At 64.9% G+C, this 15985-nt stretch carries 17 protein-coding genes; 9 read left to right on the top strand and 8 right to left on the bottom strand.

Going from position 1 to position 15985, the window contains the following annotated elements:
• Window positions 1-8 precede the first annotated feature (8 nt).
• From ACWBU6_RS11350 to ACWBU6_RS11330, 5 genes are all read right to left on the bottom strand, one after another.
• On the bottom strand, window positions 9-977 hold the full coding sequence (locus ACWBU6_RS11350; RefSeq protein ID WP_452648890.1) for a sensor histidine kinase: 969 nt from the start codon (window positions 975-977) through the stop codon (window positions 9-11).
• A gap of 70 nt (window positions 978-1047) precedes the next feature.
• Entirely contained in the window at window positions 1048-1935 is an 888-nt protein-coding gene (locus ACWBU6_RS11345) for an esterase/lipase family protein (RefSeq protein WP_452648889.1), read from the bottom strand.
• 3 nt (window positions 1936-1938) lie between these two features.
• Complete coding sequence (locus tag ACWBU6_RS11340) at window positions 1939-3546, bottom strand: GMC family oxidoreductase N-terminal domain-containing protein (RefSeq protein ID WP_452648888.1); 1608 nt, start codon at window positions 3544-3546, stop codon at window positions 1939-1941.
• Window positions 3543-4040, bottom strand: a complete 498-nt coding sequence (locus tag ACWBU6_RS11335) for a hypothetical protein (RefSeq protein ID WP_452648887.1) — start codon at window positions 4038-4040, stop codon at window positions 3543-3545. Before ACWBU6_RS11335 ends, ACWBU6_RS11340 begins: the two co-directional genes overlap by 4 nt.
• Window positions 4041-4108: 68 nt before the next feature.
• Complete coding sequence (locus ACWBU6_RS11330; RefSeq protein ID WP_452648886.1) at window positions 4109-4870, bottom strand: RNA methyltransferase; 762 nt, start codon at window positions 4868-4870, stop codon at window positions 4109-4111.
• A gap of 151 nt (window positions 4871-5021) precedes the next feature.
• On the opposite strand from ACWBU6_RS11330, the gene ACWBU6_RS11325 reads away from it, so the two are divergent.
• From ACWBU6_RS11325 to ACWBU6_RS11295, 7 genes are all read left to right on the top strand, one after another.
• On the top strand, window positions 5022-5804 hold the full coding sequence (locus ACWBU6_RS11325; RefSeq protein WP_452649555.1) for an inositol monophosphatase family protein: 783 nt from the start codon (window positions 5022-5024) through the stop codon (window positions 5802-5804).
• 152 nt (window positions 5805-5956) lie between these two features.
• The gene (locus ACWBU6_RS11320) at window positions 5957-7378 is read left to right on the top strand and encodes a DEAD/DEAH box helicase (protein ID WP_452648885.1); all 1422 of its coding nucleotides are present in this window, start codon (window positions 5957-5959) and stop codon (window positions 7376-7378) included.
• Window positions 7379-7473: 95 nt separating this feature from the next.
• A complete protein-coding gene (otnI, locus tag ACWBU6_RS11315; RefSeq protein WP_452648884.1) occupies window positions 7474-8256 on the top strand; it encodes a 2-oxo-tetronate isomerase in 783 nt (260 codons plus the stop codon).
• A 72-nt stretch (window positions 8257-8328) separates the two neighbouring features.
• Window positions 8329-9153 carry a hypothetical protein gene (locus tag ACWBU6_RS11310; protein ID WP_452648883.1) on the top strand — a complete coding sequence of 275 codons (825 nt, stop codon included), beginning with the start codon at window positions 8329-8331 and terminating at the stop codon, window positions 9151-9153.
• Window positions 9150-9614, top strand: coding sequence for a hypothetical protein (locus ACWBU6_RS11305; protein ID WP_452648882.1), 465 nt, complete (start codon window positions 9150-9152; stop codon window positions 9612-9614). The genes ACWBU6_RS11310 and ACWBU6_RS11305 overlap by 4 nt, the downstream gene beginning before the upstream one ends.
• Window positions 9615-9668: 54 nt before the next feature.
• Complete coding sequence (locus ACWBU6_RS11300; RefSeq protein ID WP_055934865.1) at window positions 9669-10046, top strand: TraR/DksA family transcriptional regulator; 378 nt, start codon at window positions 9669-9671, stop codon at window positions 10044-10046.
• A gap of 9 nt (window positions 10047-10055) precedes the next feature.
• The gene (locus tag ACWBU6_RS11295; protein WP_452648881.1) at window positions 10056-10955 is read left to right on the top strand and encodes a universal stress protein; all 900 of its coding nucleotides are present in this window, start codon (window positions 10056-10058) and stop codon (window positions 10953-10955) included.
• Between the two features lie 6 nt (window positions 10956-10961).
• Here the strand turns inward: ACWBU6_RS11295 and ACWBU6_RS11290 are convergent, their stop codons facing one another.
• Entirely contained in the window at window positions 10962-11321 is a 360-nt protein-coding gene (locus ACWBU6_RS11290; RefSeq protein WP_452648880.1) for a hypothetical protein, read from the bottom strand.
• A gap of 166 nt (window positions 11322-11487) precedes the next feature.
• Window positions 11488-12018, bottom strand: a complete 531-nt coding sequence (locus tag ACWBU6_RS11285) for a hypothetical protein (protein ID WP_452648879.1) — start codon at window positions 12016-12018, stop codon at window positions 11488-11490.
• Between the two features lie 123 nt (window positions 12019-12141).
• Between ACWBU6_RS11285 and ACWBU6_RS11280 the strand changes: the two genes are divergently transcribed.
• Both ACWBU6_RS11280 and ACWBU6_RS11275 read left to right on the top strand, forming a co-directional pair.
• Window positions 12142-13563, top strand: a complete 1422-nt coding sequence (locus ACWBU6_RS11280; RefSeq protein ID WP_452648878.1) for an ATP-binding protein — start codon at window positions 12142-12144, stop codon at window positions 13561-13563.
• Entirely contained in the window at window positions 13560-14822 is a 1263-nt protein-coding gene (locus ACWBU6_RS11275) for an HD domain-containing phosphohydrolase (RefSeq protein ID WP_452648877.1), read from the top strand. The genes ACWBU6_RS11280 and ACWBU6_RS11275 overlap by 4 nt, the downstream gene beginning before the upstream one ends.
• On the opposite strand, the gene ACWBU6_RS11270 is transcribed toward ACWBU6_RS11275, so the two are convergent.
• Complete coding sequence (locus tag ACWBU6_RS11270; RefSeq protein WP_452648876.1) at window positions 14782-15975, bottom strand: ATP-binding protein; 1194 nt, start codon at window positions 15973-15975, stop codon at window positions 14782-14784. The two genes, ACWBU6_RS11275 and ACWBU6_RS11270, sit on opposite strands and share 41 nt — an antisense overlap.
• Between the last annotated feature and the right edge of the window lie 10 nt (window positions 15976-15985).

Raw genomic sequence — 15985 nt, 5'->3', positions numbered from 1 at the left:
AGTATCCGCTATTCCAGTGGCAATGTGAGCACAAATATGCTGCCATTGCCCGGTTTGTCGAAATGCCGCACCGACCCGTTCAATAATGCCGCCAGTTTCTGGCTCAGGCGGATGCCCAGTTGCTGCATGATGTCGTCGGTGACCCCGCTCCCGGTATCGCTGACACTCACTTGCACGAAGGGTTTGCCTTCTGCCACGCTGCGTTCCAGGGCGATACTGACTTCTCCCCGTTCGGTAAATTTGATCGCGTTATCCAAGAGGTTGCGCAGGATCTGCTGCAGCGCACGACGGTCCGCGCGCAGCATCACCGCCTGCGACGGTGCGCGAAAATGCAGGACCAGGCCTTTCTGCCTTGCCTGCGGCCGCAGTACCAGCACCAGCTCTTCGACGATGCCGCGGCAGTTCAGCGGCTCGGGGTGCAGTTCCACCTTGCCCGAGCCGATCTTGGCGAAGTCGAGCAAGTCATTGATCAGGGCAAGCAGGTGGCGCGCGCTTCCCTGCACGGTGCGCAGTTGCCTGGACTGTTCCTCGTTCAAGGGCCCCGGAAGCTGCATCAGCAAGGTGCCGGTAAAGCCGATGATGGCATTGAGCGGAGTGCGCAGCTCATGCGACATGCCGCCCAGGAAGCGCTCCTTGGCCTGGCTGGCCTTGGCCAGCTCGCTGATGTCGCGCACGGAATGGACATGCAGCCGGCTCGCGCCGGCGTGCAGCTGGCTGCTGCGCACGTCGGCCGGGAAGCGCTCCCCGCCCTTGCGCGCTCCGCAGGCTTCCGGCCCTTTGGGCAGCACGGTTTCGATGGCCATGCCGTGCAACTCGCCGGGCAGGTAGTCGAACAGGTCTTCCGCCCGGCCGTTGGCCAGCACGATGCGGCCGTCGTCACTGGCCGCCACAATGGCATCGGGCATGGATTCGAGCAGGCTGCCGAAGCGCACTTCGCTCTCCAGGGTGTCTTCGAGCTTGCCGTAATCGATCGCCATCGTCCCGCTTTCTGATTGAAACCTACTCGGATCAAAAATTGCAGCGTTTCTTGCTTGGCCTCAAGACAGTCTAAGTGATCCCCATAATCTCCGCAAGAATGTGGCTTGCGATAGCGGGATGCCGCCCCATGCCGACATGGCCGATGCCGCGCAAGGCGATATTGCGGGCGCCGGGCAGGTGGCAGGAATCCTGCGGCGCGATGATGTTGTCGTGCCAGGAGTAGATGGAAGTAAACAGCCCGCGCTGGCGGCGGTCGGCGGCGTCGAGCTGCGCCAGCCATTCGGCATCGCGCCGCATCTGGCGCGCGTTGTGGCCCGGCCCCATATGCGCCAGGTCGGTGCCGTGATGCGGGGTGGCCAGCGTGATGATGCGCGCCACACGGTCCGCACCAAAGCGGCGCAGCCAGGCGCGCGCCACCAGGCCGCCCATGCTGTGCGCCACGATGATCAGCTTGTCGCTGCCGCTGGCGGCCAGCAGCGCCTGCACGCCCTGCTCCAATTGCACGGCGAAATCCTCGATATCGCCGAACACCGGCTCCAGGTCGACGGTCGCATGGCTGTAGCCGCGCTGCTCCAGCTGCGCGGCAAGATGCACCCAGAAGCCGCCGTTGGCGCCATAGCCGTGCACCAGCAGTACCGGCAGGCCGCGCGGCGCCCTTGCAATATGCATGCGCGGCTGATGGCGCAGCATATGCCAGGAGGTGACCGCCATGGTGGACGCATACTCGTGGAAGAATAGCTGCGCGCGTTGCAGCGGCCCGAGCTGTGCGTCTTCCGGCAAGGGCCGCAGCGTCATGCGGAAATTATTGGCCGTGATCGCCAGGCGTACCAGCAGTACAACGATTACCGCCAGCAGCAGCGCCACGTCGGCCGGCACCACGCGCGACAGCGCCCATGCGATGCCGATCGCGACGGCCACTTGCGTGGCCATGATCATCAGCAGCATGCGTTTGACCATTGCTCAGGCCCTTCGCGCCAGGCGTTCCGCCAGCCCGCTCGCCAGGCGGGCCGTGATGCCATAAATCGACAACTGGGGGTTGGCGCCGAGCGAGGTCGGGAACAGCGAACCGTCGTGGACCGACAGGTTGCCGATGCCGCGATACAGGCCGTCCGGCGCCACCACGCCCGTGGCGGCATCGCCCGTCATCGCGCAGCCGCCCATGACGTGGGCGGAAACCACCCTTGTCAGCAGCTTTTGCATCGGCAGCGCGGCGATGGCCTGGCGCGCTTCATCCCAACTTCTGTACGGCTGCGCCACCAGTTCATGCACCGGGCTCACGCCATCGGCGCCGGCGGCGAACTGGATTTCCGCCATCGCCAGCAAGGCCCGGCGGGCACCGTCCCAGAAGTACGGCGTCAACGGATAATCCAGCTGCGGCGAGCCGTCGCTGCGCAAGGTGACGCGGCCGCCGGTCGAATCGGGGTGGAAACCGTCGCGCAGCAGCGCCAGCATGCCTTGCACATGGGCGAAACGCCGCATCAGGTTGGCGTGCGCGGCACCGAATGCCGACAGTGTCGTGGCGCCCAGTAGCGGATGCAGCGGGGCGACTTCCAGCTTGTAGCCCATCGGGCCATCGACCGCCTGGGTATGCAGGAAATGGTCGGAATACACGGTCTGCGGCGCGCCGTTGAACGCTTCCACCGCCTGCGGGTACAGTCCCATCGAAATCACTACCGGATGCAGGAAAGTGCGCTGGCCAAGCAGCTGCTGCGGATCGGGGGCGCCGGAACGCAGCAACAGCGCCGGCGAATTGATCGCACCGCCGGCCACCACGAAGTGACGCGCCTTCAGGGTGAGGCGGCGGCCGGTCGGCTCCATGCCGTCGGCGGTCAGCGCCACGCATTCCAGCGCCGTGGCCTGGCCGCCCGCGAGCGTGAAACGCTCGGCACGGGCCCGCGTCAGCAGTACGGCGCCCTTCTCCAGCGCGGCCGGAATGGTCGTCACCAGCATCGACTGCTTGGCATTGGTCGGGCAACCCATGCCGCAGTAGCCCAGGTTCCAGCAGCCGTTGACGTTGCGCCGGATCAGGGCGGTCGTGATGCCCAGCTTTTCGGCGCCGGTACGCAGCAGGTCGTTGTTGGCGTTGGGCGGGGTCGGCCAGTCGTTGATGTGCAGGCGTTCCTCCATCTTGCGGAACCACGGCGCCATGTCTTCCACGCCGTAATCGCGCAGGCCGTACTTCGACTGCCACCAGCCCAGCGTGTCGGCCGGCGTGCGGAAGCTGGACGTCCAGTTCACCACCGTGGTCCCGCCCACGGTGCGGCCCTGCAGGATATTGATCGCCTTGTCCGCGGTCTTGCGGGCGGCGGAGTCCTGATACAGCGAAGGATAGGCCTCGGCCTCGCGCATCTTGAAATCCTTCGAGGATTTCAGCGCGCCCTCTTCCACCATCAGTACTTTCAGGCCGGCCTGCGCCAGGATTTCCGCCGTGACGCCGCCGCCGGCGCCGGTGCCGACAATGACCACGTCGGCGTCGAAGCTGCGGTCCTGCTGCAGCGCGGAAGCGTCGATGACTTGCCAGCCGGCCGCGATGCCGGCCTGGATCGGATCCGGGATCGGGCTGCTCATGCGCTCAGCTCCTTCATCGGACCCGCATAGCCGATGGCGGCCCAGGTCGATGGCTCGGCATACCAGCCGCCGATCACCAGGTCGTGCAAGCCGTGGTAAGCCGTTTGCAGCATTTCCGTGCGGTGGGTGCGCCAGCTTTGCAGGAAGGCCGCAAGCTGTTCCGGCGTCGCTTCCGGCCAGGCCGGCACGCCGGCCAGCAGGCGGCGCGTCGGCGCCATATTGAGCAAGCCAAACAGGTCGCTGATCTCCTTTTGCACCCGCAGCGGCAGGCCGTTGATGGCCGCTGCCACGCGATCGATGGCCGCGGCCAGCGCGGGCGCATCGGGCGCGACTCCGGCAATGGCCGGTATCAGCACGGCCAGCATGGCGCGGCCCTGGGCGTCGAGCGCGAAACGCTGCGCCACGGCCGGGCGGAGGTGCCGGTACACGGCGCCGCCCGCAACCAGCGCCAGGCCGCCCAGCAGCCCAGCCTTCAAGAATGTTCTGCGTTGCATCAAGTCCCCTCTTAATAGTTATAGGGGGATTCTAAGGACGCCGCCGCGCCCCGGCTAGAGAAAGGACTCTAATCCTTGCGGCTGCGGGCCTGCATCTGGCGCGCAATGCCGCGCAGGATGTTCACTTCTTCCGTTTCCAGCCGCGCGCGGGCGAACATGCGCTTCAGGCGCGGCATCAGCTTGCGCGGGTTGTTCGCATCAAGGAAACCGACCTCCACCAGCGCCTGCTCCAGGTGCTGGTACATGCCTTCGATCTGGGCCGCGCTGGCTGCCTCGCCGTGGAAACCGACCGGGCTGGCCGCCCGCTGCCCATCGAGCGCCGCCATGCGGCATTCATACACCAGCACCTGGGCCGCTTGCGCCAGGTTCAGGGACGAATAATCGTCATTGGCCGGAATATTCACCAGCACATTGCATGGTTCGACAATCTCATTCGGCAGGCCGAAGCGCTCATTGCCAAAGATCAGGGCCGCGCGCAGCTCGGGACCGGCCGCCAGTTGTCCGGCGAATTCGCGCGGCGTCACCACCGGCGGCGAAAACTCGCGCAGCCGCGCCGACACGGCTGCCGTGAAGTTGATGCCTTCCAGCGCTTGCGCCATGCTGCCCACCACCCGCGCCGCGGACAGGATGTCCTGCGCACCGGAGGCAAAGGCCACCGCTTCCTCATGCCCGCAAGCCCCTTCAAAGCGCGGATTGACCAGCACCAGGTCGGAGAAACCCATGGTTTTCATGGCGCGCGCCACCGACCCGATATTGCCCGGACGGCTGGTTTCCACCAGGACGACGCGCAGGCGGTGGAAGGCGGAGGATGCGGTTTCGGTCTGCTTCATTTACAATAGCGGGATTCTGCGTTGGGCCGCATTTTACCTTGCCCGCACAACGCGCCGCTCTTTTTCAATCTTGTCATCATTTCCGCTGCCGGATGCGCGAAGCGCTTCCGTGGGCGGCAATGTCTATTTTACGGAAGCTAGTATGCACCCAATGCTGAATACGGCCATCAAGGCCGCGCGCCGTGGCGCCGCTGTGATCAACCGCGCATCCTTCGACCTGGATCGCGTGAACGTAACTGAAAAACAACACAATGACTTCGTCACTGATGTTGACCAGGCCGCCGAACAGGCAATCATCGAAGTGCTGCTGAAAGCCTACCCCGAGCATGCCATCTTCGCCGAGGAATCCGGCATCACCGGCACCGTCAATGACGAGAGCGAATACGTGTGGATCATCGATCCACTGGACGGCACCACCAACTTCATGCACGGCTTCCCCCAGTACTGCATCTCCATCGCCCTGCAGCAAAAAGGCGTGGTGACCCAGGCCGTGGTCTACGACCCGGTGCACAACGACCTGTTTACCGCCACCAAGGGCGCCGGCGCCTACCTCAATGAAAAGCGCATCCGCGTCAACAAGCTCGACCGCATCAGCGGCGCCCTGCTCGCCTCCGGCTATAAGCCAGGCAGCCCGGCTGCCATCGCTGAATTCGCCAAGATGTTCACCATCATGGCCGAGCGCTCGCATGGCATCCGCCGTGCCGGCTCCGCCGCCCTGGACCTGGCCTATGTCGCTTGCGGCCGCCTGGATGGCTACTACGAAAAGAACCTGAAGCCCTGGGACATCGCGGCCGGCGCCCTGCTGGTCACCGAAGCCGGCGGCATTGCTGGCGAGTTCAACGGCGAATCGAACTATATGAACACCGGCCACATCATTGCAGCCTCGCCAAAAGTGTTCGGCCAGATGGTTGGCCTGCTGGCAGAGTTTGCATAACGATCAGCCCAAAATCGCCACACAATGAGGCCCTGCGGGGCCTCTTTTGTTATTGCCGTGCGTCAACGATTCTGACTTACTGTTATACTCCGCACAGGGCCGACGTTTCCGTATGGCAATAATTTCCACATAATTTATATAATAATCACACTATGTCTTTCTCCGATCTCGGCTTGTCTGATGCCATCGTGCGTGCGGTAGCCGAAACCGGCTATACAGCCCCTACCCCGATCCAGAGCCAGGCGATTCCCGCCGTGCTGAATGGCGGCGACCTGCTTGCCGGCGCCCAGACCGGCACCGGCAAGACCGCCGGCTTCACGCTGCCCGTGCTGCATCGCCTGTCCACCGACGCCTTCGGCAGCAAGCTCGCGAACACGACTTCGCCGCGCCCGATCCGCGCCCTGATCCTGACCCCGACCCGCGAACTGGCGGCCCAGGTGGAGGAAAGCGTCAAGACCTACGGCAAATACACCAAGCTGAATTCGGCCGTGATCTTTGGCGGCGTCAGCATCAACCCGCAGATCAAGCTGCTCAAGCACGGCGTCGACATCCTGGTCGCCACCCCGGGCCGCCTGCTGGACCATATGGGCCAGGGCACCGTCAACCTCGACCAGATCGAAATCCTGATCCTCGACGAAGCCGACCGCATGCTGGACATGGGCTTCATCCGCGACATCCGCAAAGTGTTGGCCGCGCTGCCGCCGAAGCGCCAGAACCTGCTGTTCTCGGCCACCTTCTCCGACGAGATCAAGGCACTGGCCGACGGCCTGCTGGACAACCCGAAGACCATCGAAGTGGCACGCCGCAATTCGACGGTGGAAATCATTTCGCAGAAGATCCATCCGGTCGACCGCGACAAGAAGCACCCGATGCTGTCGCACCTGATCCGTACCCACGCCTGGACCCAGGTGCTGGTTTTCACCCGTACCAAGCACGGCGCCAACAAGCTGGTTGAGCAACTGGGCCGCGACGGCGTGAAAGCCATGGCAATCCACGGCAACAAGAGCCAGACCGCGCGTACCCGCGCCCTGGCCGAGTTCAAGGATGGCACCCTGCAATGCCTGGTGGCCACCGATATCGCCGCGCGCGGCATCGACATCGACCAGCTGCCGCACGTGGTCAACTACGACTTGCCGAACGTCCCGGAAGACTATGTGCACCGCATCGGCCGTACCGGCCGCGCCGGCGCCAAGGGCGAAGCGGTGTCGCTGGTGTGCGTTGACGAACACGGCATGCTGCGCGATATCGAACGCCTGATCAAGCAGACGCTGCCGCGCGAAGTGATCGCCGGTTTCGAGCCGGATCCGAACGCCAAGGCGCAGCCGATCCAGCTGCGCAGCGGCGTTGGCCGCCACCAGAACCGCCCGCCACGCCAGGGTGGCGCCGGCAGCAATGGCAATGGCAGCGGCAGCCGCAGCCAGAACGGCCAGGGCAAGCCGCGCGTGGCAGCCAACGGCAACAGCGGTGCGCCGCGCGGCGCCGCCCCGGCCGGCATCCGCCGCGACGCCCGCCCGGGCGGCAGCCCAAGCGGCTCCCGCCCAGCCAACGCCCCGCGCAACCGCCCGCCACGCTAAATGTCCACTTCGGGGTCAGGAACCAAAGTGGACATTTCTGGAAAAAATGTCCGCTTCCGTTCCTGACCCCAAGGTGGACATTTATAATTTGCGGCATGCCTCAATTTGCCGCTAACCTGTCCATGCTGTTTACCGAAGCGCCGTTCATCGAGCGCTTCGGGCTGGCGCACGCGGCCGGCTTCCAGGGCGTGGAATTCCTGTTCCCCTACGCCTTCGATTCCGATGACATCAAGGAACGCTTGCAGCGCCACCAGCTGCAGCTGGTCCTGCACAACCTGCCGCCGGGCGACTGGCAGGCCGGTGAGCGCGGCATGGCTTGCGATCCGCGCCGCTTCGAGGAATTCCAGGATAGCGTCGGCCTCGCGCTGGAATACGCCAGGGAACTGGGGACGCCGCGCGTGCACTGCATGGCCGGCATCCTGCCCGGCGGCCTGGCGCCGGAACGTGCGCGCGATGCGTATGTCCGCGCCTTGCAGTTTGCCGCCGACCAGTTTGCGGCGCACGGCATTGACGTGCTGATCGAGCCGATCAACCATTTCGACATTCCGGGCTACTTCCTGCACCATAGCCGGCAGGCGCTCGACATCCTGTCCGATGCCGCCCGCCCCAACCTGTTCCTGCAGTACGACATTTACCACATGCAGCGCATGGAAGGCGAGCTGGCCAACACCATCCGCGCCTGCCTGCCGCAAATCGGCCACATGCAGCTGGCCGACACGCCGGGCCGCCACGAACCGGGTACCGGCGAGATCAACTACCCTTTCCTGTTCCGTCTGCTCGACGCGCTCGGCTACCAGGGCTGGATCGGCTGCGAATACCTGCCCAGCGCCCGCACCGAAGCGAGCCTGGCCTGGCTCGCTCCCTACCTGCGCGCCTGACCTTTGCGCTGGCGCAAACGCGCCGCCTGCGCCGAGGCGCAAGATGGTCTCTGCCGCCCGAGGAGACCCATCATGAAACGCTACCTGTGCATTCTGTCGTGCCTGCTACTGGCTGCCTGCGCCAGCCATCCGCGCCTGCAGGAAGTGCGCGCCCTTGCCGACGACGCCCCCAAGCTGGCCGGTTTCAACGAGCTCAGCCAGCGCTTCCGCGATACCTACCAGCGCCAGCAGCCCTACCTCAGCAACGCGGCAATGCAGCGCGAAGAAGCGGTCGACCGCAAGCGCCGCGATGCCCAGCCCGATTTCACCGCCCTGCACAGCGCCGCCACCACCTACCTGCGCGCACTGGGCGCCCTGGCCGGCGGCGACACCTTCAATTACGGCGACCAGGTCAAGCAGATGGCCGGGAGCATCAAGGCCTGGCCCGACACCGGCCTGACCGACCGCCACGTCAATGCCTACGCCGGCCTGGTGCGCGTCTTGCTGCGCGCCGCCACCGCACGCGAACAGGAGCAGGCCGTGCAAGCCATGCTGCGCGAAGGCTATGAGCCATTGCAGGGCACGCTGGACGCGATGGCCACCCTGCTGCGCTATTTCAATAAGCATCACGATAACGAGCAGCGCATCGTGCTCGGCATGCTGGAGATTGAAATTCCCTATGCCGATGCGCCGCGCGACCGCCTGCTGGCCGCGCTGGCGCGCTCGCACCGGCAGGAAAAACTGCGCGAGTACCGCCTGCTGGGCCTGCGCCATACGCTGGCGGCGCAGAACGTCGATACCATGCGCGAACGCCATGCAGCCTTGTACCGCGGCCTCGACCCGCTGCCGGCAGCCGATGCCGCCAGCGCCGCACCGCCCGCCATCCCCTTCGCCACCGCCCAAGGAGTCCAGCCATGAGCCTGACCGCCGCCCTGCCGCACGACCTGGAAACGCTGGCCGACAGCCTGTCCGCCAGCGCCGACGAACTGCATGAACGCATCATGCGCGGCATCCGCCAGCAACAGCGGCTGGAGGGCAGCAATGGCCAAGGCGGCGCCGCGCCGCTGACGCACGGCGCGGCCCAGGCCCTGTTCGAAAACGAGGTGGCGCTGCGCCAGCAAGCCAACAGCCTGTACGTCGATGCTGCCAGCCATTCGCTGGAAGGCATGGGCGTCACACTGCCCGAGATGCTGCGCCTGGCCGCTGAAGCGCGCGCCACCATCGGCCGCATCGACCGCGTCAAGGAGCTGGCCGGCATCAGCGCCGACCTGCTGGCGGTGGCGGCAGCGATTGCGGCGGCGCGCCCGGAACATCTGGCAGCACCGCTGGAAAGCCTGAAAAAGCAGCTGGCCGCACGCCATGCACGCGAGAGTGCGTAAATAACGCAGCAGGCATACAATGGTCTTCCGAACAATGAATTCGTGGAGACCGCCATGGGCCTGTCGCCGGATCAGCTTGCATCATTGCAAGCCGCGCTGGAGCAACGCAAGCTAGCACTCTTGCAGCAGCTTGCCGGCCGCATGGACGGCGAGCTGGCGCGCGTTCCGGCGGTCGAGGAAATCGAAACCTCGCCGGCCGACAGCGCCAGCAACCGCACCCTGAACCAGCTGGAATTGGAGGCGGACGAGCACAAACAGGCCCAGCTCAGCAGTATCCGCCATGCCCTGGCCAAGATCGATGAGGGCAGCTACGGCTTGTGCGACAACTGCGGCAATGAAATCCCCTTCTCGCGCCTGAATGCGCGGCCCGAAGCGCCGCTTTGCATCGCGTGCCAGACGCGGCTGGAGAAAGCGACAGCGGCCCTGCGCTGAGGCAAAGCCATGGCTTATAAAACTATCCTGGTGCATGTCGATGAAGCGCCGCATAGCGCAGCGCGCATCCTGCTGGCCGGTGAATTGGCGCTGCAGGAAGGCGCCCACGTGATCGGTGTGGCCACCACCGGCATTTCGCGCTTCCTGTACCAGAATGAAACGGTGGACGACAACGATCCCAACCTGGCGCGCCACCTCGACATCCTGCGCGAACGCGCCGGCCATGCGCTGGCGGAATTTGCGCCGCGCCTGCAGGCACTGGGCGTGCAATCGTTCGAGCAGCGCATTCTCGACGATGAACCGGCGGCCGGCCTGAGCCTGATGGCGCGCCATGCCGACCTGGTGATTGTCGGCCAGCTCTCCCCCAACGGGCGCGGTCCCGACGTGCCGGCCGACGTGCTGGCCGGCAGCGGCAAGCCGGTCCTGGTCATGCCCTTTGCCGCCCGCACCTCGTCCGCGATCGCCGTCAGCAGCGATGGCGTGGCCAGCCCCGGCGGCCCGGCGCCGGCGCGCCACATCCTGGTGGGCTGGAATGCCAGCCGCGAGGCCGGCCGCGCCCTGCAGGATGCCTTGCCGCTGCTGCGCCGCGCCGACAGCGTGACCGTGGCGATCTACGATGCCGATGCCCGCCCCGGCGTATTCGGCGAACCGGCCGGCAGCGACGTACTGGCCTGGCTGGAACGGCATGGCGTGGTGGCGCAACTGGTGCTGGGGCAAAGCGAGCGCCAGGGCATCCTGAAGCGTCCCGGCAATGTGGGCGACCAATTGCTGGCCCTGGCTGCCGAGCGCGATTGCGATTTACTGGTGATGGGGGCGTACGGCCACTCGCGCTTCCGCGAAACACTGCTGGGCGGCGTTACGCGCAGTGTGCTCGATGCGATGACGCTGCCGCTGCTGATGTCGCACTGAACGGCATCAGTCGTCGGCCAGCCAGGCTTGGCTGCGGATCTTGGCCACCTGGCGCAGCGCCAGCCATTTCCAGATCTGCAGCGCGTCTTCCTGCTTGCAGCTCATATGCCGCGGCGTGGCAAGCGCGATCTCGCAATCGCGGTCCGACCATTCCTCGTAGCGCACGGCGCCATCCTGGCCGACTTCCACTTGGTACATCAGGCCATCGTCGTAGCCGAACTTGAGGGTGGCGCTGCCGGGAATGCCGTCGGGGCCGTGAATCTTGCCGCCGTACACATCCGACAGTGCCGCCACCAGTTGGGCTTCGGTGGGCGCCGAAATATCGCGGCGGTCGGGCCGCGAAAGTACTACCCATGCCTGTGTCATTGGCCCTCTCCCCCTCAGAACAAAGCGATAGCTCTTGTGGCAGATGATGTACTGGACGGCACGCCGTGGTCATGATCCACGTCTAGTTCGCTGCTTTTATTGTAGCAACTATCATACCGAAAATTACTTTTCGCACAGGGGGCGTTTGCATTCCGCAACAGGGCGTTCAGACATATTGCGGGACTGACAAGGGATTGAAATCTCTCCAGTCGCCATCTTCGATAATGCCCTGGGCGCGCTCGATCTTTTCGGCGCCCTGCTGGCGCATCAGCGCGATGGCGCGCGCTTCCTCGCCATCCGCCACCGCCACGGCGACCATCATGCCCGAATGGCGCGGCGGCGGACCCGACTCATCTTTTTCTTTCAACTCGGAAAAACTGTACAGCGAGCCCACGTGGGCGCCGACCAGGCCGCCCAGCACCGGGCCGAGCGGTCCGGTCAGCGGTATGGTGGCTGCCCCGGCGGCTGCGCCGATGGCCGCGCCGGTCACCTCGCCCTTGGCCACCGCCCCGGGCGTCTGCTTGGCCCCCGGCGACTCGGCGCGGTCGCCGCCGGTCGGGATCACATTATGCTGCCCGGGCGGATTGTTGAAAAAGCTGGTGACGCGGCCGGGCTCAAAGCCGGCCGCCTTGAACGCTTCGCATACATCGAGCGCGGTTTCCTGCAGCTGGAAATGTCCTGCAATGATGGTGCTCATGGTTTTCTCCTCAAAAGCCCTAGGGTGCCTAAGGCGCGCCGGCATGACTGTTAGCTATCGCACGCGCACCTTTTCTCTTTCCCGCCGTATAATCAGTTCGTCCACACCAGATGCCACTTTGACATGAGTAGCTTCCACGTCGAAAGGTCTGTCGAGCACGCCCTGTCCGAATTGCTGGACGGTCACCCCGTTGCGACCTTTGTCATCGACACCGACCATGTCATCACCCACTGGAACAAGGCCTGCGAACACCTGCTGGGTTGGGGCACGCATGAAATGGTCGGCACCCGCCAGCACTGGCAAGCGTTCTACACCCGGCCGCGCCCCCTGCTGGCGGACCTGATCGTCGATAACATCGATCCCGCCACGGACCGCAATTTCCGCGACAAGTACAAGCCCTCTTCCCTGATCGATGGCGCCTATGAGGAGGAAGACTTCTTCCCCAACCTGGGCGCCGCCGGCCACTGGCTGCAATCGACGGCAGCGCCGCTGCGCGGGCACGACGGCAAGCTGGTGGGCGCCATCCAGAGCCTGCGCGATGTGACCGAGCGGCGGGTGGCGGAAAACGCCCTGCGCCGCGCCCACGACAATCTCGAACAGACCGTGCGCCAGCGCACGGCCCAACTGGCGGAAGACATCCGCCAGCGCCAGAGCGCCGAAGAGGAACTGCGGCGGCGCAATATCGAGCTGACCGAACTGAACGAAACCTTGAGCCGCACGCAGCAGCAACTGGTGCAGTCCGACAAGCTGGCATCGATCGGCCAGCTGGCGGCCGGCGTGGCGCACGAAATCAACAACCCGATCGGCTATATCTTTTCCAATTTCGGCACCCTGCAAAGCTACCTGGACAGCCTGTTCTCCATGCTCGACGCCTACCAGGAAGCCGAGGCGGCAATTGTCGATCCGGCGGTGGCGGCGCGCCTGCGCGCCATGCGCGACCAGGTCGAGCTGGGCTTCCTGCGCACCGACATCCCGACCCTGATGCAGGAATCGAAGGAAGGCATCGTGCGCGTGCGCCACATCGTGCAGGACCTGAAGGACTTCTCGCGCATCGACAACCAGCAGGAATGGGTATGGGCCGACCTGCGCCAGGGCATCGATTCCACCCTCAACATCGTCAGCAACGAGATCAAATACAAGGCCGACGTGGTGCGCGAGTATGCCGAGATCCCCGACATCGAATGCCTGCCGCTGCAAATCAACCAGGTGGTGATGAACCTGCTGGTCAACGCCGCCCACGCCATCGGCTCCATGCGCGGCCGGATCGAGATCCGCACCGGCTGCGACGGCGACAATGTCTGGTTCAGTGTCTCGGACAACGGCAGCGGCATCGCGCCGGAAAACCTGAGCCGCATCTTCGATCCCTTCTTCACTACCAAGGAAGTGGGCAAGGGCACCGGCCTGGGACTGTCCCTGTCCTACGGCATCGTGCAAAAGCACCATGGCCGGATCGAGGTTGATTCGGTGCTGGGCCAGGGCACCACCTTCCGTGTCACCCTCCCCAAGAAGCGTCCTCCCAACGAGCAGAAGGAAGCCACCTCATGATGACCATCCTGTGTGTCGACGACGAGCCGAACATCCTCTCATCGCTGCGCCGCCTGTTCCGCGGCAAAGGCTACGAGGTGCTGACGGCCATCAGCGGCGCGCAGGGACTGGAGCTGCTGGAACAGCAGCCGGTCGACCTGGTGATCTCCGACATGCGCATGCCGGAAATGGACGGCGCCCGCTTCCTGGCCCAGGTGCGCGAACGCTGGCCCAATACCGTGCGCCTGCTGCTGACCGGCTACTCCGACGTGCAGTCGATCCAGGACGCCATCAATTGCGGCGAGATCTACCGCTACATCACCAAGCCCTGGGATGACAACGACATCCTGCTGATCGTGCGCCACGCGCTGGAGCGGCACCAGCTCGAACTGGAAAAGCAGCGCCTGGAAGCGCTGACCTTGAAGCAGAACGAGGAACTGAAGTCACTCAACGCCGGCCTGGAACAGAAAGTCGAAGAGCGCACGCGCCAGCTCAAGGCCAATTTCCTGACCACCATCAAGATCCTGTCCAGCATAGCCGAAGCGCGCGGCACGGGCCAGACCGGCCAGACGCGCCAGGTGGCCGACCTGGCGCGCAAGATGGCGACCCAGCTCAAGCTCGACATGAATGAGGTGCAGGATATTTTCATCGCCGCCCTGCTGCACGACCTGGGCCGCATCGGCTTTTCCGACGACATGCTGCGCACCCCGATGACCATGCTGCAAGGCGCCGACCTGGCCCTGTTCCGCAAGCACCCGGTATCGGGCGCGCAGCTGCTGATGCCGCTGACCGACATGGCCGGCGTTGCCGCCATCGTGCGCCACCAGATGGAGCGCTTCGACGGCCAGGGCTATCCGGACCGGCTGGCCGGCTTTGCCATCCCGATCGGCTCGCGCATCCTGACCCTGGCGATCGACTACTACAACCTGCAGCAAGGCGCCCTGGTGCAGCGCCACCTGAAGCCGGAAGAAGCCAAGTCACTGGTGATGGACGGCAGCGGCAAGCGTTACGACCCGCAGGTGGTGCAGGCGTTCCGCCAGGTGGTCGACGGCGGCATCCGCGGCGCGGCCGAAAGCACCGACGTCGAACTGCTGTCGGGCGAACTGGTGCCGGGCATGGTGCTCTCGCGCGACGTGGTCAGCCGCGACGGCCTGATGCTGCTCGCCTCGGACCATGTGCTCAACGAGCGCATGATCCAGCAATTGCAGGATTTCGAGAAAAAGAGCGGCCACCGCCTGCCTATCTGGGTTCAGCGGGGCGCAGTGGCAGGACCACGGTGAAGGCCGAACCCTTGCCGGGCTCGGAAATGACGTTGATGCGGCCGCCGTGCTTGTTGACGATGCCGTAGGCCAGGTAGAGTCCCAGCCCGGTGCCGCTGCCCACCGGCTTGGTGGTAAAGAAGGGATCGAAGATGCGGCCCAGGTTTTCCGGCGCGATGCCAACGCCGTTGTCCTGGATGCGCACATGCACGGCTTCGCGGTCGGCGCTGGTGACGATACGGATGATGCCCTGGCCGGGAATGGCCTGGACCGCATTTAGCAAGATGTTGCGGAACACCTGGTGCAACTGGCCCGGCAGGCCGCGCACCAGGGGCAGCTTGCCGTAATGCCTGTCCACCTTGGCCTTGAAGCGCAATTCATTGGCCAGCGCCTGCAGCGTGCTCTCCAGGCTCTCATGCAGGTCGGTTTGCTGCCATTGGCTGTCGCCGCCCTCGGAGAAATCCTTCAGCGCCTGCACGATGTCGCGCACGCGGCGCAGGCCATCCATCGATTCGCGCAGCAAGGCCGCCGTGTCTTCCTTCATGAAGTCGAAGTCGGCCTGGCTGCGCTGCTCCGCCGTGGCGCTGTGCTCGACCAGTTCGAACAGGGTCTCGGCATAGCTTTTCAGGGTGCCGATGTTGGAGGTGACAAAGCCCACCGGGTTGTTGATTTCGTGCGCCACGCCCGCCGCCAGCTGGCCGATCGAGGCCATGTTCTGCGCCTGCAGCAGGGTATCTTCCATCTGCTTGCGGTCGGTAATGTCGGTCAGTGAACCGATCACTTCCAGCGGCGCGCCCTGCTCGTCGCGGATCAGGCGCAGCTGGTCATGCATCCACAGGTAGCGGCCGTCGGCGGTACGGAAACGGTATTCGTAGGCGCGCTCGCCTTCGCTAAAGATTTGCGCCAGGCTGGAAAAGATGTTGGGCGCGTCGTCGGGATGGATATGGTCGAACCAGAAGTTGGGGTCGGCCACCATCTCTTCCGGCCGGTAGCCCAGCACGTTCAGGGCATTGGCGCTGACAAAGGTCATCTTGAAGTCGCCGCTGGGCACGGTGCTGTAGATGATGGCCGGGGTATTGTCGACCAGGTATTTCAGGCGCTGCAGCGGATCGGCCGGTTCGCTGGCGCGGGCCGGCGCTTCGCTGGTGATGAAATCGAAGTCTTCGAATTCCATGGCGCCCCGG

It is taken from the genome of Pseudoduganella sp. HUAS MS19 (genome assembly GCF_053615455.1).
Note: the sequence above shows the minus strand (reverse complement) of the source record. Positions and strands in the feature narration are given on the sequence as shown.